Genomic DNA, 26,147 nt, shown 5'->3' on the forward strand with positions numbered 1-26,147 from the left:
TCTTGATCACCGGCCCGAATGGAGCAGGGAAATCTACCATAACGTACTGCATGGGGGTTGTTTTGTATTCTTCCAAGGTAGATTTGGAGGGTCTGAAATCCCGCAATCTCCTTCCGGATGATACATGGAAAGCTCATATTCGGCTATTGTTTAAGAATGAGGGAAGCGTGCGCATGGATGCCCCTGCTTTTATCGAATTCTCGATTTATATTGTGCAGGAACCGGGACAGCCGGCCAAGAAGGAATTTATCATTCAATCGGGGGATGATCCGGAGCAATGGGATGAGACTATTAAGTATACTTCAGGTGACCGGCAATACAATTTCTCTACGTACAAGAAGGACCTCCAGTACAAATACAAAATTGATCCCGACCTGTTCTACCTGATTTGGTATCAGCAGGAGGTTAATCAATTCGCGGTCATGGACCCGCAGGAGCGGTTTCGTATTTTTGCTGAAATGCATGGCATTGATCAGGTACAGCACAACTGGGAAGAAAGTATGGAGAAGTTGAAGGAAGTGCAGGAGAGTCTAAGAACAGCTGATATTAACGTTTCCAATAAAAAGCAATGGCTGGGAATTGCTAAGGCAGCGCTGGAACGGTATGAGGATAATCGCAAGCGCCTTGTAGAAGGAGGCCGGATGTACGCTGGAGCACTACTGAAATTAGAAACCTTTTATAAGCAGGAACAACAGCATTTATTAGCCAAGCAAGAACAATTGCTTGTGGACCAGGAAGCAACGAAGGACAACCTTGACCTATTGCAGGAGCAAGCCGAGCGGATTACTTATGAGCTAACGCAGGTCCAAGCGGAAAAAGAGCAGATTAACGAGGAAATCACTTTATTACAGGAGAAGCTATCTCTTGTGAATAATGAAATAAATGAAACCACGAACGTTATTAATGAATTGAACCACCAGCTGAAGGAGCTCAATCAAGAAAAGTCTGGAATTACGCGCACTGAAGAAGAGGTACAGGCGCAGCTCGAGGCAATCACTTTACAGCTTCAAGAACGGAATCATGACTTGGCGAAGGCTGATGCAGACATCCAGGAATCCGAGGGTATGATAGCGAAATTAATGAATTCAAGCTATATTCTGCATGCGCAGATTCAGCAGGATAAGGCACTGGAGTACGAACATCAGGGACGGTTATGGCAATATCACAGCAGTTATGATGTGGATAAGAATATTGCAGCATTAGAGCAAAGAATTCGAGACTTTAAGCATGAACGAGATAAGAAGGCGAAGCTGCTTCAGGCATTAACGGAAGAGGGATTTCAGCTTGAGCATAATCAATTATGGTCGGACCGCCAAAGAGAATCACTTGCGCTATTTAAAGCGAATGGGGTGCGTGCTTATACCTTAAATGAGCTGGTTGAATTACACGAGTCCGCCCGGCCCGCAGCAGAGGAGCAATTCGAAGCTATTAAATATACAGTATTTTTTGATGGTATGCATGTACAGGCTCCGAATGATTTGTATCATGTTCCTCTGCGGAGTATTGTGCCGGATCGATCGGTTACTGACATTCAGGAGCTTCAGATTCATGTGAAAAAAGGCATCAGTGATGATGTATTCCCGCATGCAGTTAAAGCTCTATGGTGGGTAGAGCAATTCTATCAGGCAGGAGAAATACGTGTAGAGAAGGGTCTGCTGATTGATCCGAGGGGGATACGCGGGCCACAGGAGAAGAAGAACTATATCCTAAGCCAGAAGGCTCTGCAGAAACGCAAAGAGGAAATTCAGAAGAATACCAGCCAATTAAATACAGCGCTTGCGGATATCGAAGATTCCATTAAGAATGATACACAGACTATGCAGGAATTGCATGCGATTATTCAAGCTGTTCGTGAATCCGAAGCTTTCCTCACCAAGAAGCATGAACGTGAAGGACGGGCTGCGAAATATGCACTTGAAGTGCTACGTCTTGACGAGCAGAAGCAGCAGCTTCAGGAAATAAAGGTTGTGCACAAAAAAATCCTCGAGAAACAGGTCAAGCTGGAGCATACACAGGAAATTTTGCAGCAGGAAGCGGATTTTTATGTACGCTTGGGACAGCAGAAGGAAAAGTATGAGACGTTGCAGCAGAAGACAAAGCACCGCCAGAGCTTAGCCGCGCAACAGGATATGATGAAGCAGCAATCTGACACTCTTGAAGAACAGCTTGATCGTATAGACGGTAATGAACGCCGGCAAAACCGGAATTTTGCCAAGAATCAAGACGATGTTGAACAGGTAACGCGTACGTTGCAGCAAATGAATATCCAATTAAAAGATACCCATGAGGCGCTTGAGACATCACAAATAAATCTGCTTACGGCCATCGAAGAAATTGAGAATTTCAAAGGAACAGCCCGGTTTATTTATGATGAGCTGGTTAACGAGCCTGGACCAGAACTTAGTAATGTGAAAAAAACGCAGTCGGTTACCAAGCTCCGTCAAGAATATGAGTCCGGGAAGGTTACATTTGATAATGCCAGGTATGAATCGGGTCTAGACCCTGCTGCACCTGAGAATTACAAAGTCATTGAAGAAGAGGTTCACCGGCTGCAGGATGAGTATAAGCGGACAAGCTTATTGTATGAAGAGAATCAAGAACGGGCTGAGACGCTCAGGGATCAATTGGAGACAACCATTAATATGAGAGTGCTGGAAATTCAGCAGCGATTCAAAAACTACATGAGCGGTTTTCAGTTCGAGGGGCAGATTGATTGGAAGCAGCAAGAGGACCGCAAGGGACGGGTGCTGTTCCATTTATTCATAAGAGCCCGCAAGGAAGGGCACCGGGGAACGTTAGAGGATGTCAGTGTGAAGGCACGGGGAGGAAGAGTTGGCAAGGGTGTCTCTGGCGGAGAGGAGTCGCTTAGTTCACTACTGTTTGCACTCGCTTTGTTACAGAATCTGCAAACGGCACCGGGGTTTATTGTGATGGATGAATTCGATAGTGCGTTAGATGAGCAGCGGAAGTTAAAAGTATTTGATCTCTATGCGAGCGAGCTAAAGCGCAAATTAATTATCCTATCTCCGAAGTCACATGAGAACTCCTACCTGGACCGCTTTTCCAAAGCCTATATTGTGCAACATGACCCTACCGTACCTTGGAGTAAGGTGACGGGGTTGATTCTAAAGCGTGAATGAGAGCTTGAGAGTAGATTGGCCCGTTAGAGTGAGCTGAACATTACTTGGTCTAACGGGTTGATTTGTTCTGTTAGTAACTGATTGGGTTAAAGATATAGTGACCAAGAAAAAATAAATAATTATTAGAGGTATTAAAGTGTTAACATTTTTTAATTCATTTTCTTACAATGGTGTACTAATATTCACTTTTGGATGTGGTACATGCTTGCTAGCGGTTTTGCATTAATTTTATTTGGGATAGCAATGATGGGAATAGGCACTGTTACTATTTTGAAAAAGTACAATTATGTTGATCCATCAAGCATGATTACTATAATACCAGCTTTTATAGCACTACTGAGCATCCCATTACTATCCCTATCCTCCTTAAAGTTGATAGAAAGAAAACCGGAATTGATGAGGATTTATAATCATGTAAAAATCAGCTTGATAATATTCATAATTTTTTTTGTTATGTTTATAATTCTCATTATTTTTGCATTCACTAAATGAAACTTTAACCACAAGCAGCAGTACAAATCAAGAATTTGTTACAGCAAGTTAAAGGCCATCCCTTTCGGGATGGCCTTTCCTGTGAATTCTATACTTTTAATAATTACTCCCCTTACTTCCCACTCTCCAGCAATCTCGCCACCATAGTAGCGAACTCTGCCCGGGTAATGTCTTTAGCAGGCTTAAATGTACTGTCTTCATATCCGGTAATAATTTTATTCGATGCCAGTGCATCAATGGAGTTATAATACCATGCCTCTTTATTAACATCTTTGAATGAGGTGGTTCCGGTACCAGTCAGCTTAAAGGCTCTGGTGATTAGGGTTGCTAATTCACTGCGGCTAATCTTCGCATTAGGGCGGAAGGTGCCATCGCTGTATCCGTTCATCAGGCCGGCACTGGCGGCTGCGCCGATGTACTTGTTCGCCCAATGCGCCCCAGACACATCGGTGAAGCTGCTTGCTTGTCCGTCAAGCCCCATGTGCGTTGTAATGACCTTAATGGCTTCGGCACGGGTCAAGCCTGCATTCGGACGGAAGGTTCCATCTTCATAACCTGTTAGTAATCCTTTGGAAATCAGCAGGTCGATGCTTGCCTTTGCCCAATGATTCAGTGTATCTGTGAAGCTGACCACTTCCGGCTTAGGTGTTGGTGCTGTTGTTTCTGCTGGTGCTGGTGTGGCTGTAGGAGCCGGTGTTGGTGTAGGCGTTGCTGTTACCGGTGGAGTTCCGGTACCTCCTCCAGGACTTGGATTGCTTGGTCCATTATCTGTTGGATCAGGAGTAGTAGGGTTTGGAACATATGGGAGTGCTGGAGCAAAAGCGGTAAGCAGTCTGGCTTGACTTTGCTGCTCAAGCGCATAGCCCATACCCAGAACTTTGGCATCGTCCCATGCTCTGCCTACAAGCTGCATCGAGATCGAATAACCGCTGTCGTTCGTTCCTACAGGAACCACTACCGTAGGGAGGCCGACATTAGACGTTAATACGCCTGTGTTACGATCCGAGCTTAACTGAGAGGCGGATGCGTCATTGTTATATACGTCACTGATGAAGCCTGCATACACAATAGCATCCACGCCATTCTCATCCATCCAGCCTTTGATCACTTCTTTATAGTCCGTTCTATACTTGATGTAATCTTGTACAGCCTGTTCCGTCATCCGCGTAGGTGCAGTGTAACCTCTCTGATTATAGATAAGCACCTTATCTGAAGCGAGTACACTTGCTCCGTCCGCGTAAGGGAAGGCTTTGTGAAGCTCAATGTAGCGCGCCCAGCCTTCAGTAGAACCGTTAATGCCTGATGGACGGGTAGGAGCTGCTGGCATTTTTGACATTTCAACCATTTCCGCTCCCGCAGCTTGCAGTTCTGAGAACTTATTCTTTACGGCTAGTCCGGTATCATCATCTGCGTAGCTGGAGACAAAGGATTCGGGGATGTATCCGATTTTCTTTCCTTTCAATGCGCCGGCATCCAGCGACTCCTTCCAGTTCTCCGGACGTTTATGATCTGCATCAGCAGTTACGGTGAAAATATCCTGCGGGTCCGTTCCCGTTGTAGCATTCAGCATAATAGCCAGGTCCGTTACGGTTTTGGCAATGGGTCCCGCATAATCCTGTCCCCAAGTGAGCGGGAGCACACCTGTCGTACTTGCCATGCCGTCTGTACCACGGAAGCTTTTTAGACTGGCGCCTGTTGTAGGTGCATAGAGAGATACCCCTGTCTGCGATCCCATAGCTGCCGCTGCGAAATCAGCTGCAACCGATACTGCTGATCCGCCGCTGGAGCCAAAAGAGGTTTTGGACGGATAGAGCGCATTCCATGTCTGCATCCAGCCGCTTTCACTGAAGCTTCCGCTGTTGGCGAACTCCGAAGTGTTGACTTTACCAATAATGACCGCGCCGGCTTCCCGCAGCTTATTCACCTGGAAGGCATCCGATTCAGGCCGCCACCCTTCAAGCGCTTTACTGCCGCCTGTTGTTGGCATGTCCTTGGTGTCATAGATGTCTTTGATCGCAATCGGAATTCCCAGCAGATCGCCTGAAGCGCCTTGTGCACGGGCATCATCAGCCGCTTTGGCCTGAGCCAGCGCAGTTTCGGATACATGCAGGAAGGCATGGAAGCCAAGTTGCCCGAAATCGTAAGCTTTGATTCGATCGAGATACGCTTGCGTAATTTGGACAGAAGTTGTTTTACCACTAATCATATCCTGTTGCATCTGTGCAATGGATTTATTCACAACATCGTAAGGGGAGGAAGTGATGAAGCTTTGCGCTGCAGGAGCCTCTGGAATGAACAGGTTATCTCCAGTATTAAGTCCCTCTATGCCTGAGATATCCCAGTTGCTGATAGAGCGGATCTGTGCAGGGGTTAAGCCGGATACATCCAGCTGCTGATTAAGTCCATTAAGCGTGGCAACCAGATTGTTCAGCCCGGCTTCACCAGCTTCTCCAACTTGTACAAAATTCACCAGGGATTTCGACTGGCCCGGTTCAAGATTCAAGGTATTAATGAAGCCATAGAAATTCGCCTCATTACCGGACTTGGCCAGAGGTGTGGTGAATGGATTCTGCTGCTGATTCCCTAGAGCGGTTAATCCATTATTAAATGGATGTGGAGACCCGACCGCAACACCTAGAGGTTTATTGTTTCTGGCGCTGCTATCGACCACAATCCATGAATCGTCTGTAGTCACCTCCAGATCATTGGAGTAGGTTGCCTTGACCACTGAAGCATTTGCCGCTGTGCCATAGCCTAAGGAGCCGCCGAAGGATACATCAACCTTTACAGCCATATCATTCTTATTGGTAAAAGTATCAAAGAATCTAGTCCGGTTATTGATAGTGTCCACATACACATCACGGGTGACGGTGACATTTCCCAGATTGACAGATTGAGAGGAAGTGAATCTATTAACGCCATCGTATTTGAGGTCGAACCCGCGCATCATTTGTCCATTCATCAGGGAAGCTGAAGGTGAGGATACTTTAACAAAGATATTACCGAATCCCTGCACTTGTGTAGTACCGACGGTACGCAAGCTCCCTGTGTCCAAGCTGGGTGCAAAAGCATCGTGAATCTCCCATACGGTGCCACTAGATGAAGTAACCCTCGTTAAAGCATCGGCCGTTTGAAACGGAACGACTCCTGAAGCAATAACAGATAACGCAATGGAAGTAGCTATAACTTGCCTCTTCGTTCTACGCAGACGTTTTAACTTACTCATGTAGGCAATCTCCCTTTCCTCTATGTATATTATTAATTGTGTTAAGAAATATAACATTGTATATTAATTCAGTCAATGAATAATATGAAATTGAACTATTTTTAGAGATTTTAACAAAGAGAGAGTACTATATTTATTAAAAAGTGCATGAAAAATAATATAAAGGTGTTTTATATAACATTTAATGTTATTTATATGGTAGTTATTCTGGTTAGTTTTTTCATAAGCCTACTTTTATGCTGATAGATTATGGAATGTGCTACAATATTTTAAATGGAATTTTTGCTTGTATAGGATGACACTCAAAGGAGATTTAGAATGAAACGCTATCGATGGAGCATTACGGTTTATTTCATGCTGTTCGTGTTTGTCTTATTCGCATTATTCAACGAATATTCACCCATCCTGATCGTTATGGGGGCTGTGGCGGCTTGTCTCATTGTTTTTACAATCCAATTCTATTACCCGGCAGTTTTGGAAAAGCGTGTGGACCGCGTGGAGTCTTTTTTACGCAGCCCAAAAAGTAATCCAGCCCTTTATATTCAGTATGTTCTTGCGAACAGGCTTGAGGATAAAGCGGGAACGGTTATGGAGCAGCTGATGAGCAAGCATAAAAGGGTAGCAGTACAGGCAACATTCAAGGCGGGTTACGGACTGTACCGCAAAGACATGGCTGCTGTTCAGGAAGCCGTGCCGTATATCCGCCATGCTGATTACCGGGCGTACTATGAAGTGGTTCTGCTGTTGGAGGAAGGGAAAAGTGCACAGGCGCGGGAACATCTTGAGTCCATTAGGAAGCAATGGATGAGATCAGCTCTGCTCGCAGAAATAGAACGCAAAGCTGACAACAGGGTGCTTGCGATTAAGTATGCCAGGGAAGCAGTAGAGGCTTCGAGGGGCGTCCAGCGTTATGTGTTACATAAGGAGTACGAAAGAACGTTACCGCAAGCGGTTGAAGCATAGTTTGAAAAAACGGGTATCATCCTCATTGATGGATGATACCCGCTTCTGTTAGTTAAGATGTCAGTTTTACTGTCCCAAACAAAGCCTAATCAAATCATCGACATGAGCGGTGGCCAGGCATTCTACGGTGTCGGCGGCGCCGTAATAGATTTTAACTTCGCCATCGTCCTCCAGGATCATGCCGCCGGGGAAGATGACATCATTACGGAAGCCTCCGTCGATTTCGTAGGGGGCTTCAGGGACGAGCAGCGGCGAGGCGCTCATTCCGAGGATTTTCTTCGGATTGTCCAGGTCCAGCAGCATAATGCCTGCCGTATACCGCTTCTTCCAGGACGGCTCCCAGCCGTTCTTCCCTCTGGCGGGATCAACATCCACCGCATGGAAGGTGGTCAGCCAGCCCTTATCTGTCTTCACGGGCGGTGCTGCCGGACCGATCTTGTCATTGGCGAACGGGACCTGCTCCACCGCCAGCAACAGATCGGAACGTCCCCAATAGATGAGATCCGGCGACTCCGCGATCCAGGTGTCGAACCGGTCCTTGCCTCCGCGGCTGTATACGGTGAACGGCCGTTCCAGCCGCACATAGTTGCCGTTGATTTTCTCCGGGAACAGCACCATATTCCGCAGGTCCGGCGTAGACAGGCTCAAGATTTCAAAGGATTCAAAGTCATCCGTGACTGCGATCCCGCCCCGGATGCCATGCCGTGTATCTACAGCGAAGCACATGTAGCAGCGGCCATCAATTACCGACAGACGTGGATCATATCCGCGCACAAACTCTTCGTCGTTCAGCTTGAACACCGGCTTCGGCCCGGCCGTCCAGTGAATCCCGTCTTCACTGAATGCGATCCCGAGATCCGTTGTATGAGACGGTTTAAGAGTCTGCTGCTCAAGGGAGCCGTAGTCATTGCGGAATACCATTACATACCGGCCGCCGAACTTCACCACTCCCGCGTTGAATACAAGTGCGGTGGGGTAAGGAACCCGCGCTGCATCCAGCACAGGGTTGGCCGGATGGCGGCGGATGAGCGGACTGGAGGCCAATGCTCCTATGATGGGTGTATTGTTAAAATTCATCGTTGAATATCCTCCTTGAATGTGGAACTGCTTTTGCTTTAACTTGAATTTTTAGTTCAATCTATTTAGACAATGCTTCCATAGGATGCGAACGGATAGTCAATCGTAATGCGCCCGGCCTGGCAGTCGCCAACGCCGCTGTACAGATCGGCCTTGCCGTCCTCGCGCATCACGATCCCCGAAGAGAAGACGCAGTCCGTCAAATACGGTGTCTTTGCAGGTCCGGGCGGGTAGCAGGAGCGGCTTCCGATCAGATGCAGGTCATGGGATTCCCGGGTCACGGGATCGAAGACGAAGGCCATGTTCAAATATACCTTGATTTCCTGCCCATTCTCATCCTTATGCGAATAACAGATATGGCCGATGATTCCGATTTTGCTGCTGCTCAACAGGTAAGCCTGATTGACGCCTCCCCATTCGCCTGCTCCGAAGATACCATCAATGTAAGGTGCGTTCTCAATGACTTCAGCAGTCAAATCCTCCAGCTTGTCAATCACAGTGAATCCGATCATGGACTCGCTGCCGTATTGGCCTTTCATTTCATGATTGCGCGGACGCGAGAAGACGCCAATTCTGCCGTCTGCCAGAGCAACCAGGCGGATATCCTTCATTTTGTTCGGACCGGTAGTGAAGTAGTACAAATCGTGGAGGTCCGTCCCCCGGTAAAAATAACCGAAAAACGTGCTGTATTTGCCGCTCTGATATTGCACATGGGTCCCGCCCAGTACAAGCTCATCACCTATTTCGCTGATATACGGGTCTTCCAGCGTATAGATCATGCTATTCTCCACCAATGTCCACTCATCCTGGCCTGTTTCCTCGAACAGACGAACCCAGGAGCGGGCCCATTCTTCGCGGCGTTCTACCCGGCCGAACAAGTAACGTATACCATCCCGTTCAAAAGGAATTGAAATATTATAGACATCGAATCCGTCCACGTTCTTAAATACCAGAGTTGCGCTCTCATAGATGGTTTTGGTTGCTTCAAATTCTTGTTTTTGCTGATGCAGGCTCACGATTTCTCCGCTCCTTTTGTGTTGCAGCTCGTTTTATTGCTGAGAAGCTTGATATTCCTTGAACTGCTTTTGGTATTCGGCAACGACCTTATCCAGACCTGCCTTCTTCATCTTATCCAGCGCTTCGGTGAAGGCCTTGTCATAGTCCAGCACCCCCATATAGATTGGAGTGATGCTGGCTGAAGCTTCCGAGAGAATATTGGTATATTCGGTTCTTACATTCGTCGGGTCAAAAATAAAGTTGGCTGCGATACTATTGACCGCACTCGGATTAGGCTCGAATAAGACCTTGTTATTCTCAGGAATACTGCTCTCCGGGTCAAAGCGCATAAAGTTCACATTGCCATTCTGCGAATCAGAGCCTCTGTACCGCGGATTATTATTGTTGTTCGGGTCTCTGATCGGCTTTAAGCCTTTGTCGCCATCTTTGGTGTAGTGCTCACCCTCGATGCCATATTGAACCAGGTCGTAGTTATCCTGGCTGGCCAGCATCCAATCCATAAATTTAACGGCCGCCTCAGGGTGTTTGCTGTTCGCCGGTACGGCATTTCCGTTCTTGAAGGAGAGGGGACGCAGATACTCTTTCTCCCGGTTAAACCATACCACTCCGATATCGTCCACTGTAGCATCCGGGTTATACTTCTGGAGCCCGTTCAAGCTTCCGCCGGTTCCCAGACGCACGAACCACTCCCCGCTGTCGAGCTGGGCATCTACCTGTTCCTGCTTCATAACCAGGATGTCAGGATTCGTAATTCCCTTGCTGTACAGCTCGTGCATGAAGGCGGCATCCTGCTTGAATTCGTCGGTTTCAATCCAGGATTTGACCTCTCCGTTCTGGTTGACATAGAAGAACTTATCCTTAACCGTGAACGGGAAGGTGTCATAGGTCCGGTGCAGGATGGAGGTATGCAGATTGATCGGGTCAAAATCGGCCCGGGTGCCTAAGTAAGGCTTGTTCTTTCCCTTCCAGTTCTTCATCACCGTCTCCCAGGCGCTAATCAATTCAGCCGGAGTTTTAGGCTCCTGCAAATTGTTCTCGCGGAGAATGTCGCGGCGGATATTGAATTGGCCCTCGCTAGCCATTTCAACCCAATAGGAGGGCACGATATAATATTTCCCGCCGATGGTCGCCCCGTTGAAGATGTCCTCCGGGATATTCTTTTTCAGGTTAGCTCCATACTTCTCAATTTCCTCTGAGATATCGGCCAGTGCACCCCGGGTATAATAGTTGGAAAAAGGAGTGCGGTCCTGCATGACATGAAACAGATCGAACTCTTCACCGGTGGACAGCATCAGGTTCAGCTTCTGGTCCCAGGCATCCCAGGGAATAAAGACTTTCTCTACGGCAACTCCGACACCGTCTGCGGCCAGCTTCTCATTGACCTTCTCGAACACCTTTTGGTAATCCTTAGGCTCGGTGCCGGGAACCACGTATTTGATCTTGACGACCTCAGAGGCATTGGCATTCTCTGCATTCGGGGATGAAGCATTGCTTGCTCCATTTGTGGCAGGGCTGGCATTATCGGCCTTGCCGCACCCAACCAGGGTGGACAGGGCAAGCACCACAGCTAACAGGGTTGCATAGGATTTTCTCATGAATAATACGGACCTCCTCTTATGTTGTCTTCTATATGTTAACCCCTAAGGGATGACATCAGCCTTTCACTGAACCGATCACGAGCCCTTTCACGAAGTACTTCTGTAAGTATGGATAGAGGAAAACAATCGGCCCGATGGTTACGATGGCTGTCGCCATCTTGACCGACTCCGAAGGAAGCGTAACATCGCTTGTTCCGGCCAGCATGGCCATATCGTTCAGCATACTGATCTCCGATTGCATCTGCAGCAGCATGAATTGCAGCGGGTACAGGTCTTTCGTGTCAATCAGCATGATCGCATTCCACCAGTTGTTCCAATAATCCAGTCCATAGAAGAGGGCAATCGTCGCCAATACCGGTTTACATAACGGAAGATAAATCTTAAAAGCAATGACAATATCACTGGCTCCGTCTATGGTGGCGGATTCCCGCAGCGAGTCAGGAATGCCGTTCATGAAATTGCGTACCAGGAAGAGGTTGAACGGGCTGAACAGGAGCGACGGAATAATCAGAGCGAGAATATTATCGGTTAATCCGAGCGCCCGGTTCATCAGATACCAGGGCACTATGCCGGCTGAGAAAATCATGGTGATAAAAAAGTAAAGGGCCAGCAGATTGCGGTGCCTCACATTTTTGTTAGCCAGTGTATAGCCTGCCATAGAAGTAATCAGCAGGGCCAGCGTGGTGCCGGCGAGTGTGACAAAGATCGAAATGCCGTAGCTCTGAATGACCTGGGAGCCGCTCGTAAAGATCAGCTTATAGGCATACAAAGAGAATTTCTCCGGAAACAGGCTGTAGCCGTTCTTAAGAATGGCATCCTCATCCGTGATGGAGATCATCAGCACCAGCAGCATCGGAAGCAGGCATAGTGCCGAATAGACCGCAGTCAGCGTGTACATGACCGTCCTGCTGATTGATATTTTTTTCATCCATACTTCTCCTTCCTGGAATTAATATAATGCTCCATCTTTGAAGTACTTGCGGGTAATGGCATTGGTACCAAAGACAAGGATGAATCCGATCACCGACTGGAACAGTCCCACGGCCATGGCTTCGGAAGGGTCGCCGATCTGGCGCAAGGAACGGAATACATACGTATCAATAATATCCGTAGTCGAATACAGGGTGCCGTTGTCCCCGATGAGCGCATAGATCATCCCGAAATCGCCGTACATAATTTTGCCGACCGAGAGCATGGTCAGGATAATAACCGTTGGCATCATTAGCGGAAGTGTTATCCTAAAACACATTTGCAGGCGGTTCGCCCCGTCAATCTCGGCGGCTTCATACAACGTCTCGTCGATACCGGTAATGGTCGCCAGGTAGATGATCGCACTCATGCCCGCACCCTTCCACACATGCATGATGGTCAGAATCGCCGGCCAGGACTGGGCTTCGGTATACCAGTTCACGGAGGCCATGCCGAATTGGTTCAGGATTCTGTTAATCACGCCCATATCCATGGAGAAAAGCGCATACAGCACATAGCTAATGACGATCCATGAAATGAAATTTGGGAATAACATCAGCGACTGGCTGATCTTCACAAACAGCTTCTTGCGCAGCTCGTTCAGCACCAGTGAAATAGTAAGCGCCATCAGCGTGCCGAAAATAATAAACAGTAAATTAAGGTAAATGGTATTAAAGGTGACTGTAAGCGCTTTATTGGAACGGAAGAAAAACTCAAAGTTTTTGAAGCCTACCCATTCGCTATGGAAAATTCCCTTTGTATAATTGAAGCGCTGGAAAGCAATAACCATATAAGGATAGGTCATATAGCCGAAAATAAACGTGTATGCCATGGCCGGCAAAACCAACAAATAGGATGTGCCATTCCTGCGGATGTCTGACAGTATGCTGAGCCCTGGACGCCGTTTTTTCTTCAATTCCTGTTCCCCCCTATTTGTTTGTTATAGATGACTGTTGCCTTGATTTCAGCTTAGCTATAGCCGCAGTAAGAGTCTATTTTAAAACCAGGTAAACGCTTTCAAATTTGCTCATAAGGCTTTCAAAAAAAAGGAATGGCTTTCATTTTCGCCTGATTCAGTACCGTTCCAGACGGAAATGTACTATATTTAGAAATGATACCGAGCAGCATGGGGAGGAATACAGCATGCGGGCAACCATCAAGCGGCTTGTTCGATACAAGGCATTTCAAAAACTCACCATTTCATATTTCCTTCTCGTGCTTCTAACCGTAAGCCTGCTGTCCAGTGTACTCTTCTCCCTGTTCTCCCGAAGCGCCATCAAGGAGATCGAACGCAATTCCCGGGCCATGCTATCCCAGATCACATACGCTTCGGATGTCGTCTATAACCAAGTCATGACGATCGGAAACACACTGCTGATTCAACCGCAGATCCTGTCCTTTCTGGATGAGACGGTGGAGAATAAGGTGAGCAATTATCATATTCATCAGCAGATCGAACAGATTGCCAATCTGAACCCGTATATCCACAGTATCGGAATCCACCGGCCTTCTACAGGCACGACCATCGATACAGCCGGGCTTCCGTTCGACGCATCGCTCACCGCGCTCAGTGCGAAGCAGTATATGGAGTTCAATCCGCGCAGCCTGAAGGTTGCGGGCCGGAATAACGGCAGGCCGTTACAGTTCCTGACCTTCTTGCTGTATCCGAATTTCGCATACCAGACCACAGGCAGTCCGCTGATCTATATCAATGTGGAGGAACAGTCGATTCTGACGACGATCCGCAAGATCGGCAAAGCGGACGCGGCCAATAATGTCTTCGTGATCAATAATGAAGGTAAAGTGCTGTCTCATACCGATTCCAATCTGTTCCTGGATGACTTATCCGGGGAGGAGTATGTACGGACCATATTAATAGAGAACCAACCGGAGAACAGCTTCACCACAACGATTGCAAACGAAAAGAATCTGGTCACTTATGTGAAATCAGAGGAACTGGACTGGTATTTTGTAAGCGTTTCACCGTATTCTGAGCTCATCACTGACATTGACCAGCTCCGGGGGATTACGCTGCTGGTCACAGCCGGTATTGTACTTGCAGGTCTGTTGATCTCTATCCTGTTAACCTCGAACATGAATAAGCCCTTATCGGCGCTGCTGGAGAAGGTCATGCCGAGCCCAGTCAAACCCGCATCCGGCCTGGCGCTGATTGATGAATACAAGATGGTGACCGAGGTGTTCCACTCCTATCATGAACGTGAGAAATCGATGCAGTTCGTTATCAGCCATTCCTCCCGGACGGTCCGTGAGCATTATCTTCATGCCTTGCTGCGCGGTCAATCCCTGGAGGACTCGGTCTCAAGCGAAATGATTAAGGAGATCGGCGAGGAGGTTGCAGGGCCGTTTTTTGGCGTGCTGGTGTTCAAAATCAATGAGCTTGAGCCTGCAGGGGAGAGGGTAGAGGGGAAACAGCAGTCTTTGCTGCGCTTCGCACTTGGGAATATCGCCAAAGAGCTTCTGGAGCATATCGGCCCCTGTGATGTTCTTATTATGGGAGGAAACGAAGCTGCCGCCATCCTTCAATACACGAAAAATCAGCTTCCGGAGGAGCTGGTGCCTGCCTTGCGTACGATTCAAAGCTTCCTGAGCCGTTACTTCAAGGTCACTGTATCGATAGGTGTAGGAGATATCTCCTTTGGCAAGGGGAATATTCCGTCCTCGTATACATCAGCCCAGCAGTATGTGAAATACCGCTTAATCTATGGGAAGGAAGCGATTCTGGACGCGGCAGCGACACGGCACCATGTGTTAACGGCCTTAAGTTATCCCGCCGCCAGCGAGAAGAAGCTGATTGACGCTGTGCAGCAGGGCAAGCCGGAGCCTATCGCTGGCGCCATCGAAGAATTTATCGATACTATATCCGGCGGATCTGTTCATCAGATCATCACCTTCAGCACGCAGCTCATGTTGTCTTTGCTTAAAGCTTTTGATTATTTGCAGCATGTGCCGGATTCTAATTTCAATGACTACCTGCAGGCGGTAACCGAAATTGAAGGTGCTGAGGATCTGACGGAGATCCGTAACCTGTTTAACCGCTATTGCTCCAACATCTGCAAGTTAATTGAAGACAAGAATCACTGGATGAATGCCAAGAAGCATAATAGTCTCATTGAAAAAGTACAGAATTATGTCCATAAGCATTATGCCGAGCCTAACATCTCCCTCGATCTGGTGTCCAAAATCGCCGGACTGTCCCCCAGCTATCTGGGCAAGCTGTTCAAAGGAGCGACCGGGCAATCCTTCAGTGAATACCTGAACAACACCCGGCTGGACAAAGCGAAGGAGCTGCTGGCTGGAACTTCGGACACGGCGGCCAAGATCAGCGAAGCGGTCGGGATCTACAACATCACTTACTTCTCCACCCTGTTCAAGAAAAAGTACGGGCTGACCCCTTCGGCCTTCCGTGAGCAGGAGGCGATGAAGAGCGCTGCAGGTGATGATGAGTGATTATTTCCCGCTTAAACAGCGGAGCGGACGGAACGATTGTGAAAAAGCGGCAGCGGTCGCCTTTGTGTCCGGATTTTCACCGCTAAGGGAAATGAAAAAAATCTGGACACAACAGCGATTGTAACAACGGTCCGTTTGCGTAGCGTCCATCTAAGTGCTTACGTTGATCCTGCTCCGCAATAAAAAAGCTGTCCCAAGCAGCCATTTCATGGCTTTGGGAACAGCTCTTTTCTTCGTATGATTTGAGACGATCAGGTCCGGTTATGGCTGCTCCGCATATCTCCACCAGGCGAAGGTCCCGGCGATTCCGACAATCCCGGTATAGGCAATGATGATGATACTGCTTAGCTGCAGCGAACCGGTGCTTTGGAATACCGACGGAATCGTCCATGGGAAATAAGGCGCGAATCCGAAGGAGCTGAGCACATTGGATAGAATGACGATGATCAGGATGAGTCCCAGGGGTGCAAGGTAGCCCCTCGTCACATTAGCCAAAAGAATGGTTGGCGCGGTCACAAAAATGTACAACAGCGAGGTAATCAGGAACTTAAGGAACAAGCTCCAAATGAAAGTGGCGGACCCGCCTTCTACGCCCAGGATGGCCCCTACGGCAAAACCTACAGCAAACATATAGACAGAAAGCAACAGGCACCATGCCAAAATGACCAGGAATTTGGACAATACAATTTTCGCTCGGGAAATGGGCTTGGCCAGTAAATCTTTGATGGTCCGGTCTGAGAATTCCCGCCCGAATACCCATGCTGCAACAAAGGTGTATCCGATCAGTCCCAGCGGGGCAAGCGTCTCCAGCAATCCGTTTAAATACGCTTCCCAGGTAACACCGCCGGCTTCACTGGATAATGCATTTCCGACGCCCATCATGATGGGCCCGAAGCCTAGAACCAGGAACATGATCCAGAACACATTCGAGCGGATAATCTTGCGAAGCTCACAATGTAACACCGATAGAATATTCATTATTTAATCCCCCTGTTAACCCCGATAGTGCGGAGAAAATAGCCTTCCAGATCCTCTGTAACTACCCGGAGCGATGTGGGCGGCTGATTGGATTGAACCAGCAGTTCGGCCAGCCGTTCAGGATGATCTGCCGCATGTTCATTGGTGAGTCTGATATAGCCGTCCGAGGTATCCACAAAGGCATAGCCATGCTCTTCCAGCACCTTCTTTAAGGCAGGCTTGTTCCGGCCGTTAACGACCAGACTTTTCTCTAAGGACTGCTCCAGCTTGTCCATTGCGACTTCTTGCACCAGCTGACCGCCGTGGATAATTCCAATCCGTGTGGACACCTTCGAGAGCTCCTCTAACAGATGGCTGGATATGAACACCGTGATGCCGAAATTGTGCGCCAGATTATATAACATATTTCGTATCTCGGCTACGCCTGCTGGATCAAGGCCGTTGATCGGCTCGTCCAGGATTAGAATTTCCGGATTGTGAATCATCGCTTTCGCAAGCCCCAGGCGCTGTTTATTTCCGAGTGAGAGATGTTTTGCTTTTTTCTTTTGGTGCGGCGTAAGCCCCAGCTTGTAGATTACTTGAGATACGGCATCCTTGTCCGGCACCCCTTGCATGCGTCTTGCGATCTCAAGATTCTCTGTTACAGTCAGATCTGGATAAAAGGTAGCCTCCTCCAAATATCCGACGTTGCTCCATAATTTAGAGTTTCCGGCATCGACCTTTTCACCTAACATATAGAGCTTGCCGGAAGTAGGCTTGATCATCGCCAGCAGCATCTTGATCGTTGTTGTCTTTCCGGCGCCGTTCAGTCCCAGGAATCCGAAGATCTCGCCCCGGCTGACCTCCAGCGAAAGGTTGTTTAATACGGAATAGTCGCCAAATTTTTTGTACACTCCGTCAATTTGTATAGCGGGCGTGCTGCCGATTCTTTTCTTGGATAGAATACTCATTCTTCCTCCGACCTCCTGCTTGGTTCCAGTGATTGTTGTATCCTGCTACAACTTATTGTCACATCCAAACATGAAGCTTCATTAAAGGAAAAATAAACAGATCTGAAGAGAATATAAAAAACTATAAAGGCAGGCTGAATCTGATCCCGAGACCGCCATATTCCGAGGAGAAGGCCGTAATCTCGCCCCCGTGATGCTCAATTATCGACTTACAGCTGGCCAGCCCCAGCCCAAGTCCGCCCTTCCGGATCTGCCGCGACGGGTCCACCGTGAAGAATTTGAGGAACAGTGAAGACATGTCCTGATCCGGTACGCCAATTCCATTATCTTCTATTTGAAAATAGGCATGATGCTCCCGCAGATATCCGGTCATATACACCTTCAGATCCGGCTTCCCGCCATATCTAACGGCATTGCTGAACAGGTTGCCGAACACCCGGCGGAGCATCGGTTCATTAACCGTCAGCCATATGCTGTCCGTGAAGGAATGGCGGCAAACCAGTTCAATATCAAGTCCCGCCAGCTCATACTCATATTCAAAAGCAATGTCTGCGAATAGTTCTGTCGCCTTTACAGGTTTGGCGGTCATGGATTCAAGCTCCGATTTTTCTTTGGTGAAGCTGGAGAAATCATTGAGGAGCTCCACCATATAGGCGGACTTCCGCTGAATTAATTCATAATATTCCTGCTTTTCAGCTTCGGGTAAGTTCTGGTGTGTAGCCAGCAGTTCAGTGAAGCCGTTAATCGAGGTCAGGGGTGTCTTCAAATCGTGGGCGATGGCGGCAAGCATATCGGTCTGTTCTCTGTGGGCGAGCTGAAGCCTGTGCTCCATTTTATTGAAATGGTTATATAGCTCTCCAATCTCGTCCTTACGCTTCAAAGCCAGCGGAGACAGGGGACGGACCACATTGACTTCCTCCAGCCGGGCATTCAGACGCCGGATGGGCTGCTCAATGCGGAAGTGAATATAGATGATCAGAATGGAAAATATGCAGCCGGCGATGACGAAGATGGGCAGCAGTAATACTACATATGGTGAGTCCAGCAAAGTGGTACGTATTGGGGAATATACGGCAAAGATAAACTTTAAATACAAACCAATCGAGAACATCAGAATCAGCAGCATCAGCAGGAATAACAGGGGAAGCTTGATTTTTAGTTTCATCCTAGTGCTCTCTTTCTGTGTATTTATAGCCTATGCCCCAGATGGTTTTGATGAAGTGTTGCTCAGGACCCAGCTTCTTGCGGATATTCTTGATATGAACCGTTACGGTGTTGATCTCGCCATATTCGTCTCCCCAGACGTTCTCATAGATCTGCTCCCGGCTCAGTACCTGGTTAGGGTGACGCATCAGGACAGACAGAATTTGAAATTCCTTCGCGGATAAGTCGAGCTTCCGGCTGTAGAGAAAGGCTTCATACGTTTTGTCATTCAAAATGAGTGGAGCATCGGCCTTGTCTTTGGCAGGACTAAGCTCGCCCCACTCTTTGTGCAGCCTGTCCACTTTGCGGAAATGAGCCTTGATCCTGGAGGCTAGCTCCTGAATACTGAACGGCTTGGTCATGTAATCATCTGCGCCGATTTCCAGACCGACAATTTTATCAATGTCCTGATCCCGTGCGCTTAACAGCATAATCGGGACATTATAAGACGACCGGATCGTTCTGCAGACATCCAGTCCGTTCATGTCAGGCATGACGATATCCAGTACAATGAAATCAATAGGGTGATCCTCCACCGCAGATAGGGCTTCTCTCCCGGAGCTTGCCGTAATTACAGCGAATTGCTCATACCTTAGCGTCTTGCTGATGAGCTTCACGATTTCTTCATCATCGTCTACCACTAGTATTGTTTTGGACATATTACCACCTCCCGGGGCACTAACCATTCTGAGGTTAATCATAATTGCTTACCCTTGTTGTTGCAATCCTTGCCAAAATGGTACCATTAGCTGGCGGGCGTAATGGATTGCCTGCTAAGTATACTGACAGAAAGGGCTGCGAATCATGAAAGGTCGTCTCACGCTATGAACTGATGAAGAAGCTCTGGGACGCTGATCAATATTAAATACTAGACGTTATTAAATATTACACGTTAAAACAAACCAATTCGAGTTGTGATCGCTCGGAATTGGTTTGTTTTTACTGGATAAGCTCTTATCTATTCCACTCAAGCAGCAGCCGAACGGTCACCATTCCCGCTGGCGGCTACACTCTCATGACGGCGGCGGATAATTCCGCGCGTAACCGCCTTTTCAAGCTCAATAATTACGAACAGCGCAGCTCCCATGAGGAGCGGGAAGGACCAGTAGGACAGGCCGATCGGCACTGTGCCGAACACCCGGTTCATGAACGGCAGATAGGTGATGGACAGCTGGAGTACGACCAGCAGGCCGGATACGACGAAGACCGCTTTATTGTCGAAAAATCCCTTGCGGATTGCCGGTCCCAGCTCGGTGCGGCAGTTGAAGAGATGGAACATTTGCGCCAGGACGATGGTCTGCATGGTCACTGTATTGACGACAGCCTGTTCATATTCATTGCTGAGCATGGACATGTTCATGGCCAGGGTTCCCCCGCCGAGCAATACGGATACGAACAGAATGCGGAAGATATAATAGCCGCTGAGCAGGGGGGCCGCCGGATTGCGCGGAGGCCGCTTCATCGCTCCGGGCTCGATCCGTTCAAACGCCAGTGCCAGGGAGACGGTGACCGAGCTGACCATATTGACCCATAGAATCTGGATCGGCGTCAGCGGAATTATTGTGCCCAGCAGGATGCTCGCCATGATCAGGAAGCTTTCTGCACCGTTTGTCGGCAGAATGAACAGAATGGTTTTCTTCAGATTGTCGTACACACGCCGGCCTTCCTTGATGGCCTTAACAATGGTGCTGAAATTATCGTCGGCCAGAACCATTTCCGAGGCGTCCTTGGACACTTCGGTGCCCTTGATGCCCATGGCTACGCCTACATCCGCCCGCTTGAGCGCCGGGGCATCATTCACTCCGTCACCGGTCATGGCACAGATATTGCCGCTGCTCTGAAGCGCTTCGACCAGCTGGAGCTTGTTCTGCGGACTGGTGCGGGCGAAGATGGAATACTTCTGTGCAGCTTCCTTCAGCTCTTCCGCAGACAGGTTGTCCAGCTCCCGGCCTTCAATCGAATGCTTGCCATCGCCGATGCCGAGCTGTTCACCGATGGCCATCGCTGTCTCTTTGTGGTCGCCTGTAATCATCTTGACCTCGATCCCGGCGTTCTGGCACTCGCGGATCGCATCCATGACTTCATCACGCGGCGGATCGACGATCCCTGCCAGCCCCAGCAGCACCAGTCCTTCCTTCAGATCATCATGGTCTATCTGCTCCGGGGAGGAGCCTTCCGGCAGCTCCTTCATCGCCAGTCCGATGACCCTTTGTCCCTTGCGGGCATGGGCTTGCATCTGGCCGTTCCAGAAATCAGCATCGAACGGAGCCTCGGCTTCGTCGTCCGCCTGCCGGTCCGCCATTTCAAACAGACGGTCCGGCGCACCTTTGACATAAATGATTGAACGTCCTTCGTATTCGCTCAGGACCGCCATGTATTTGTATTCGGAGTCGAACGGGAGCTTGGAGCGCGTCTTCAGTTCAGTAACTTCAGATTGGGCCTTGCCCGCAAGCGTCAGCAGGCAGCCTTCTGTAGGATCGCCTTGAAGCTTCCACTCCCCCTGTTCTTCCGTCAGCACAGAATCGTTGCAGGTCACCCCGCATATCAGCAGATGCTTCAGCGTCCGGTCCTGCTCTGGATCGGCCTCCTTGTCTTCATCCCGTATAATTTCACCTTCAGGCGCGTATCCGGTTCCCGTAACCCCGTATTCATGCATGGACGTTACTACAGAGGTGACGGTCATTTCGTTTTTGGTCAGCGTTCCCGTTTTATCGGAGCAGATGACGGAGACCGCGCCCAGCGTCTCTACCGAGGGGAGATTGCGGACGATGGCCTTTCTCCGTGCCATATTCTGCACACCGATCGCTAATATAATGGACAGAATGGCCGGTAAGCCTTCGGGGATGGCCGCTACAGCCAGTCCGATGACCGACAGCAGCAGCTCTCCGGTCTCATAGTCGCGCAGCCAGTAGCCGAATCCGAACATCAAGGCGGCCAAGGCTACGATAACAACCGACACCATTTTGCCGAAACGGGCGGTCTGTTGCAAAAGCGGGGTGCGGATCTCCTCCACGGAGGCGATGGACTGGTTAATTTTCCCGAGCTCCGTCTTGCCGCCGGTTTCTACCGCTACTCCAATTCCTGTCCCGGAAGCAACGGTTGTGCCTGAAAAAACCATGTTGGTCCGGTCACCAAGCGGACAGTCCTCCTCCAGCGCTTCCGTCTGCTTCTCCACCGAGGTGGATTCGCCGGTCAGCGCCGATTCCTCAACCTTCAGATTACTGCTGCTGAGCAGCCTGAGATCTGCCGGGATTCGGTCGCCCGTATTGAGCAGCACGATATCGCCCGGCACCAGCTCTGCCGCTTCGATGGCCGCCGGGCTGCTGTCCCGCAGTACCTGAGCTTCCGGGGACAGCATATTCTTGATGCCCTCCAGCGCTTGCTCGGCCCGGTGCTCCTGCACGAAACCGATGGCCGCGTTGACGATGGCTACGATAATGATGACGATGGTATCGGTCCAATGGCCGAGCAGGGCCATAATGACGGCAGCAACCAGCAAAATGTAGATCAGCACATCATTGAAATGCTTCACAAATTTAAGGGCTGCCGGCGATTTTTTACCTTCCGGCAGCTCATTCCTTCCATAACGGTTCAGCCGCGCGGTTGCCTCGCTGCCGCTCAATCCCTGTTCCCTGCTTGTCTCCAATGCTTCCAGCGTACGCTGGCTGTCCATGGCATGCCACAGCTTGTCCTGCTTCTTCGCCAAGTCAGTCGCCTCCTCTGGTTCAAATCTTCCCATTCATTACACGGGAACCCGTCCGGGCAAACGCTTTAGAGGGAAGTCGTTGCGAAATGTTCACTAATAGAAATTCAAGGTGATGGATTTTTATAGAAATTTTGAATCAAAGTGATAAAAATTTTTAATATATTTACATTTATTAGGATAGAAGTGTATGATGCAAATGTATTTATTTTACTTTTTATAGAAAAATCTATGAGAATATGCCTTGGGAGGTGATAGGTTTGATCTACGACAATGTGCTGCAATTAATTGGGAACACGCCTATTGTTAAACTGAATTATCTTCCGGACCCGTATGGGGCGCAGGTATTCATCAAGCTGGAGGGGCTTAATCCCGGCGGCAGCATGAAGGACCGCACGGCGCTCTACATTATCAGCCAAGCGGAGGCAGCGGGACAACTGAAGCCCGGCGGCACGATTGTTGAATCCTCCTCCGGGAATCTGGCCATCGGGCTGGCGCTTGTGGCACGGCAAAAGGGGTACAAGCTGATCTGTGTGGTCGATCCCAAGATCAGTCTGGTCAATCTCAGTATTATCCAGGCCTATGGTGCGGAGACGGTAATGGTTGATCAGGCTGATGAGTATGGCAACTATCTTAGAGCCCGCCTGGACAAGGTACAGGATCTCGTCAAGCAACTGGGAGCATTCTGGCCTAATCAGTATAATAACCCGAGTAATCCTGAGGCACACAGACAAACGACCGCGCTTGAAATCTATGAGGCGTTCGGTAATGAGCTTCAGTGGGCGGTGATACCGGCAGGCACCTGCGGTCTCATTACCGGGTGCAGTCTGGGGCTGAAAGAACATATCCCGCACATAAAGATTATGGCTGTTGATGCTGCCGGCTCGGTTACCTTCGGGAAGCCGCCAGGTGTCAGACATCAGATTGGCATTGGTTCAGCTATAGTACCGGGCAATGTGCGAAGAGAGCTGTATGACGAGATTACGCATGTCTCGGATGCAGAGGCCTTCTCCACCACCCGCAGGCTGGTTAAGGAAGAAGGGCTGCTGGTCGGCGGCTCCGCAGGTGCAGCGGTGTTCGCGGCCCTGAAGCTTGCCCGCCGCCTGCCTGGCGGGGACAAAGTGCTTGCGATTCTTCCAGATCGCGGAGACCGGTACTACAATACTATTTTTTCGGATGAATGGCTGGAGCAGATTGGAATTGAACTGGGTAAAAGCGCTGTGAAAATATGATCGGGGGTGCTGGAGATTACCGTTTCCTTACGTAATGAGGTGATTGACCGTGCAGTCAGACAGACGCGCAGGCAGCTTGACAAGCTTGCTTCTATGCCATCCTCCGGTGAGATTAGGCTTCCTTATGTTACGAACAACGGAAGATATATGCTGGAGGATAAGTGGTCCTCCGGATTCTTCATTGGACTCCTCTACCAGCTCTATCAGTTGACCGGCGATACTCTTTATATTGAGGAAGCTGACCGCTGGATGGGCGGGATTGAGTCTTATAAGAATCAGGGGGATTATCAGGATATTGGCTTCCTGTTCTATTATTCTTATGCGCTCGGGTACGATCTGACCGGTAAGGAAGCATACAGAACGATTGCGCTTGAAGCTGCTGACAGCCTCTTTGATTCGCGTCTCCCGGGCGGTTATCTGGAATGCAATTGGCTGCCCGAGGGGAAGCGCTATGCAGGCGTCGACAGTATGATGAACATACGGTTGTGGCTATGGGCCTATCGGATAACCGGTGAGGAGCGCTACCGCGCCGCTGCCATCGAATCAGCGCGGATTACAAGTGCTGCGCTGATGAGGGAAGACGGCTTCACTTACGAATATATGAGAATGGACACACTTACGGGAGCCCCGGAGCAGCCCTACAACAAGAATGCCAAGTTCAGCTCAGCATCGGTATGGGCCAGAGGCCACACCTGGGCACTCTATGGAGCAGTTCAAATGTATGTGCTGGGCCATGAAGAGGAGTGGAGGACAAAGGTTGGGCAACTCTCTGCCTTCTACTTAGCCCATGTCTGTTCGGATGGTGTTCCGGCCTGGGATCTGATGCTGTCCCATCAGGAGACGGCTATGAGGGATGCTTCCGCTGCGGCGATCGCTTGCTCTGCATTCTACCAGTTTGCCGCAGCCTTAAGTCCTAATGATCCCTTACATCAGCAGTTCCGGCAAGAAGCAGAAAGGGTGCTCGATATTCTGATCTCTGCGGAGTATGCGCCCCCGGGTCCGGAACATGAAGGACTGCTGGTGCACGCCAGCACGCCGCTGCATGTCGTTCAAGCCGCAGGCGAATCCCAGATCTGGGGCGATTATTTTCTGCTGGAGGCTCTATATTACTCATTGGAGGTCGGTTTTTAATGAATGTCAGTGTCGGATCGATAGAATCTAGCGATATTAAAATTGTCATCGAAGAAGGCCACGCTGCAATGCAATGCATGAATATGGTGCCGGAGCTTACGGACCGCCAAGTCTATGAATATGTTGTTCCCATTCTGAAGCAGTATGGCTTGGCGGATCTGTCCCCCCAGATCTGGTTCAATGGAGCCAATGAGTGGGTCATCCGCAGCCGCTGCGAAGCCTTGACATGCATGCTGAACGCTGCCTTAGAGCGGGAGGAGGTTACAGGATGAATCAGGCTGCCGAACCCTTAGTCTATTTCTATGTTCCGGGATACAAACCGAATTACATAGAGTACGCTATGACCTTCTATCCTATGAATATTATTCTCTGTCTGGAAGACGGTACGCCGGAGGAGAAGAAGCTCGAAGCAAGATATGTGGTCAAGAATGCCCTTCAGGAATTCAGTGACTCGGAGCATACACTTATTGTCCGCGTGAATAGTATTCACACCTCTCACTGGGAGCAAGATCTGGAGGAGCTTGTGCCAGAGCGCCCTGCCCGAATCCGGCTGCCCATGGTCCGGACGGCGGAGGATTTACGGCAAGTGGAACGCAAGGTGCAGGATATTATACACAAGCGCAGCTTGAACTATTCTCCCAGCTATGAAGTCATGATTGAATGCTGCGAGGCTATATTCAATATCGGAGAGATTCACCAGGCCAGCCGGAATATCTATGCGTTTACCTTTGGAGGAACAGATTATTTCAATGATTGTGTGGCTAAGGGGCTTGTGGACCCGGCCCTGGAGGTCCGGAAGGCCAAGCAGAAGCTGGGGGAATACTGCCGCAGTGTGGGCCTTCAATGCTTTGACACCACTTACATGGCTTTTCGGGATATGGAGGGGTTCCGCGAGGATTGTCTGCTCTCCAGGGAATACGGCTTCACGGGGCGTTCTGTAATCCATCCGGACCAGGTGGCCGTTGTCCAAGAGATATACGGAATTTCAATAGCGTAGGAG

Annotated in this window: 18 protein-coding genes; 7 read left to right on the forward strand and 11 right to left on the reverse strand. The window is 49.3% G+C overall.

Annotation, left to right across the window (positions count from 1 at the left end):
• The first annotated feature begins 422 nt into the window (after positions 1–422).
• On the forward strand, positions 423–3,140 hold the full coding sequence (locus tag MKY86_RS05890; protein ID WP_340826595.1) for a chromosome segregation protein SMC: 2,718 nt from the start codon (positions 423–425) through the stop codon (positions 3,138–3,140).
• A 604-nt stretch (positions 3,141–3,744) separates the two neighbouring features.
• Here MKY86_RS05890 and MKY86_RS05895 read toward each other — a convergent pair.
• Positions 3,745–6,858: an amidase family protein gene (locus tag MKY86_RS05895; protein ID WP_083684637.1), complete on the reverse strand. Its 3,114-nt coding sequence runs from the start codon at positions 6,856–6,858 to the stop codon at positions 3,745–3,747.
• A gap of 318 nt (positions 6,859–7,176) precedes the next feature.
• Between MKY86_RS05895 and MKY86_RS05900 the strand changes: the two genes are divergently transcribed.
• Positions 7,177–7,821 carry a hypothetical protein gene (locus MKY86_RS05900; protein ID WP_076076681.1) on the forward strand — a complete coding sequence of 215 codons (645 nt, stop codon included), beginning with the start codon at positions 7,177–7,179 and terminating at the stop codon, positions 7,819–7,821.
• Between the two features lie 66 nt (positions 7,822–7,887).
• On the opposite strand, the gene MKY86_RS05905 is transcribed toward MKY86_RS05900, so the two are convergent.
• The 5 genes from MKY86_RS05905 to MKY86_RS05925 all read right to left on the reverse strand — a co-directional run bounded on the left by MKY86_RS05905 (position 7,888) and on the right by MKY86_RS05925 (position 13,398).
• Complete coding sequence (locus MKY86_RS05905; RefSeq protein ID WP_083684634.1) at positions 7,888–8,898, reverse strand: glycoside hydrolase family 130 protein; 1,011 nt, start codon at positions 8,896–8,898, stop codon at positions 7,888–7,890.
• A gap of 65 nt (positions 8,899–8,963) precedes the next feature.
• Complete coding sequence (locus tag MKY86_RS05910) at positions 8,964–9,914, reverse strand: MTP-1 family protein (protein ID WP_076076676.1); 951 nt, start codon at positions 9,912–9,914, stop codon at positions 8,964–8,966.
• Positions 9,915–9,947: 33 nt separating this feature from the next.
• The gene (locus tag MKY86_RS05915; protein ID WP_083684631.1) at positions 9,948–11,510 is read right to left on the reverse strand and encodes an extracellular solute-binding protein; all 1,563 of its coding nucleotides are present in this window, start codon (positions 11,508–11,510) and stop codon (positions 9,948–9,950) included.
• Between the two features lie 58 nt (positions 11,511–11,568).
• The gene (locus MKY86_RS05920) at positions 11,569–12,441 is read right to left on the reverse strand and encodes a carbohydrate ABC transporter permease (protein WP_076076673.1); all 873 of its coding nucleotides are present in this window, start codon (positions 12,439–12,441) and stop codon (positions 11,569–11,571) included.
• Between the two features lie 21 nt (positions 12,442–12,462).
• Entirely contained in the window at positions 12,463–13,398 is a 936-nt protein-coding gene (locus MKY86_RS05925; protein WP_076076671.1) for an ABC transporter permease, read from the reverse strand.
• 227 nt (positions 13,399–13,625) lie between these two features.
• On the opposite strand from MKY86_RS05925, the gene MKY86_RS05930 reads away from it, so the two are divergent.
• A complete protein-coding gene (locus MKY86_RS05930; protein ID WP_076076668.1) occupies positions 13,626–15,950 on the forward strand; it encodes a helix-turn-helix domain-containing protein in 2,325 nt (774 codons plus the stop codon).
• A 261-nt stretch (positions 15,951–16,211) separates the two neighbouring features.
• On the opposite strand, the gene MKY86_RS05935 is transcribed toward MKY86_RS05930, so the two are convergent.
• The 5 genes from MKY86_RS05935 to MKY86_RS05955 form a co-directional block, all read right to left on the reverse strand.
• Complete coding sequence (locus MKY86_RS05935; RefSeq protein WP_076076651.1) at positions 16,212–16,928, reverse strand: ABC transporter permease; 717 nt, start codon at positions 16,926–16,928, stop codon at positions 16,212–16,214.
• The gene (locus MKY86_RS05940) at positions 16,928–17,878 is read right to left on the reverse strand and encodes an ABC transporter ATP-binding protein (protein WP_076076648.1); all 951 of its coding nucleotides are present in this window, start codon (positions 17,876–17,878) and stop codon (positions 16,928–16,930) included. The genes MKY86_RS05935 and MKY86_RS05940 overlap by 1 nt, the downstream gene beginning before the upstream one ends.
• 121 nt (positions 17,879–17,999) lie before the next feature.
• The gene (locus MKY86_RS05945; RefSeq protein WP_076076645.1) at positions 18,000–19,043 is read right to left on the reverse strand and encodes a HAMP domain-containing sensor histidine kinase; all 1,044 of its coding nucleotides are present in this window, start codon (positions 19,041–19,043) and stop codon (positions 18,000–18,002) included.
• 1 nt (position 19,044) lies between these two features.
• Entirely contained in the window at positions 19,045–19,740 is a 696-nt protein-coding gene (locus MKY86_RS05950) for a response regulator transcription factor (RefSeq protein ID WP_076076644.1), read from the reverse strand.
• Between the two features lie 308 nt (positions 19,741–20,048).
• Positions 20,049–22,787, reverse strand: coding sequence for a cation-transporting P-type ATPase (locus MKY86_RS05955; protein WP_445669893.1), 2,739 nt, complete (start codon positions 22,785–22,787; stop codon positions 20,049–20,051).
• 257 nt (positions 22,788–23,044) lie between these two features.
• On the opposite strand from MKY86_RS05955, the gene sbnA reads away from it, so the two are divergent.
• From sbnA to MKY86_RS05975, 4 genes are read left to right on the forward strand one after another with little or no spacing between them, the layout of a single operon-like run.
• Complete coding sequence (gene sbnA / locus MKY86_RS05960; RefSeq protein WP_076076638.1) at positions 23,045–24,016, forward strand: 2,3-diaminopropionate biosynthesis protein SbnA; 972 nt, start codon at positions 23,045–23,047, stop codon at positions 24,014–24,016.
• A 6-nt stretch (positions 24,017–24,022) separates the two neighbouring features.
• On the forward strand, positions 24,023–25,147 hold the full coding sequence (locus MKY86_RS05965) for a glycoside hydrolase family 88 protein (RefSeq protein WP_076076636.1): 1,125 nt from the start codon (positions 24,023–24,025) through the stop codon (positions 25,145–25,147).
• Entirely contained in the window at positions 25,147–25,419 is a 273-nt protein-coding gene (locus tag MKY86_RS05970; protein ID WP_076076633.1) for a hypothetical protein, read from the forward strand. Before MKY86_RS05965 ends, MKY86_RS05970 begins: the two co-directional genes overlap by 1 nt.
• Complete coding sequence (locus MKY86_RS05975) at positions 25,416–26,144, forward strand: HpcH/HpaI aldolase/citrate lyase family protein (protein ID WP_076076631.1); 729 nt, start codon at positions 25,416–25,418, stop codon at positions 26,142–26,144. The genes MKY86_RS05970 and MKY86_RS05975 overlap by 4 nt, the downstream gene beginning before the upstream one ends.
• Positions 26,145–26,147: the final 3 nt, after the last annotated feature.

It is taken from the genome of Paenibacillus sp. FSL R7-0333, from assembly GCF_038000365.1.
GTDB lineage: Bacteria > Bacillota > Bacilli > Paenibacillales > Paenibacillaceae > Paenibacillus_AQ > Paenibacillus_AQ silagei.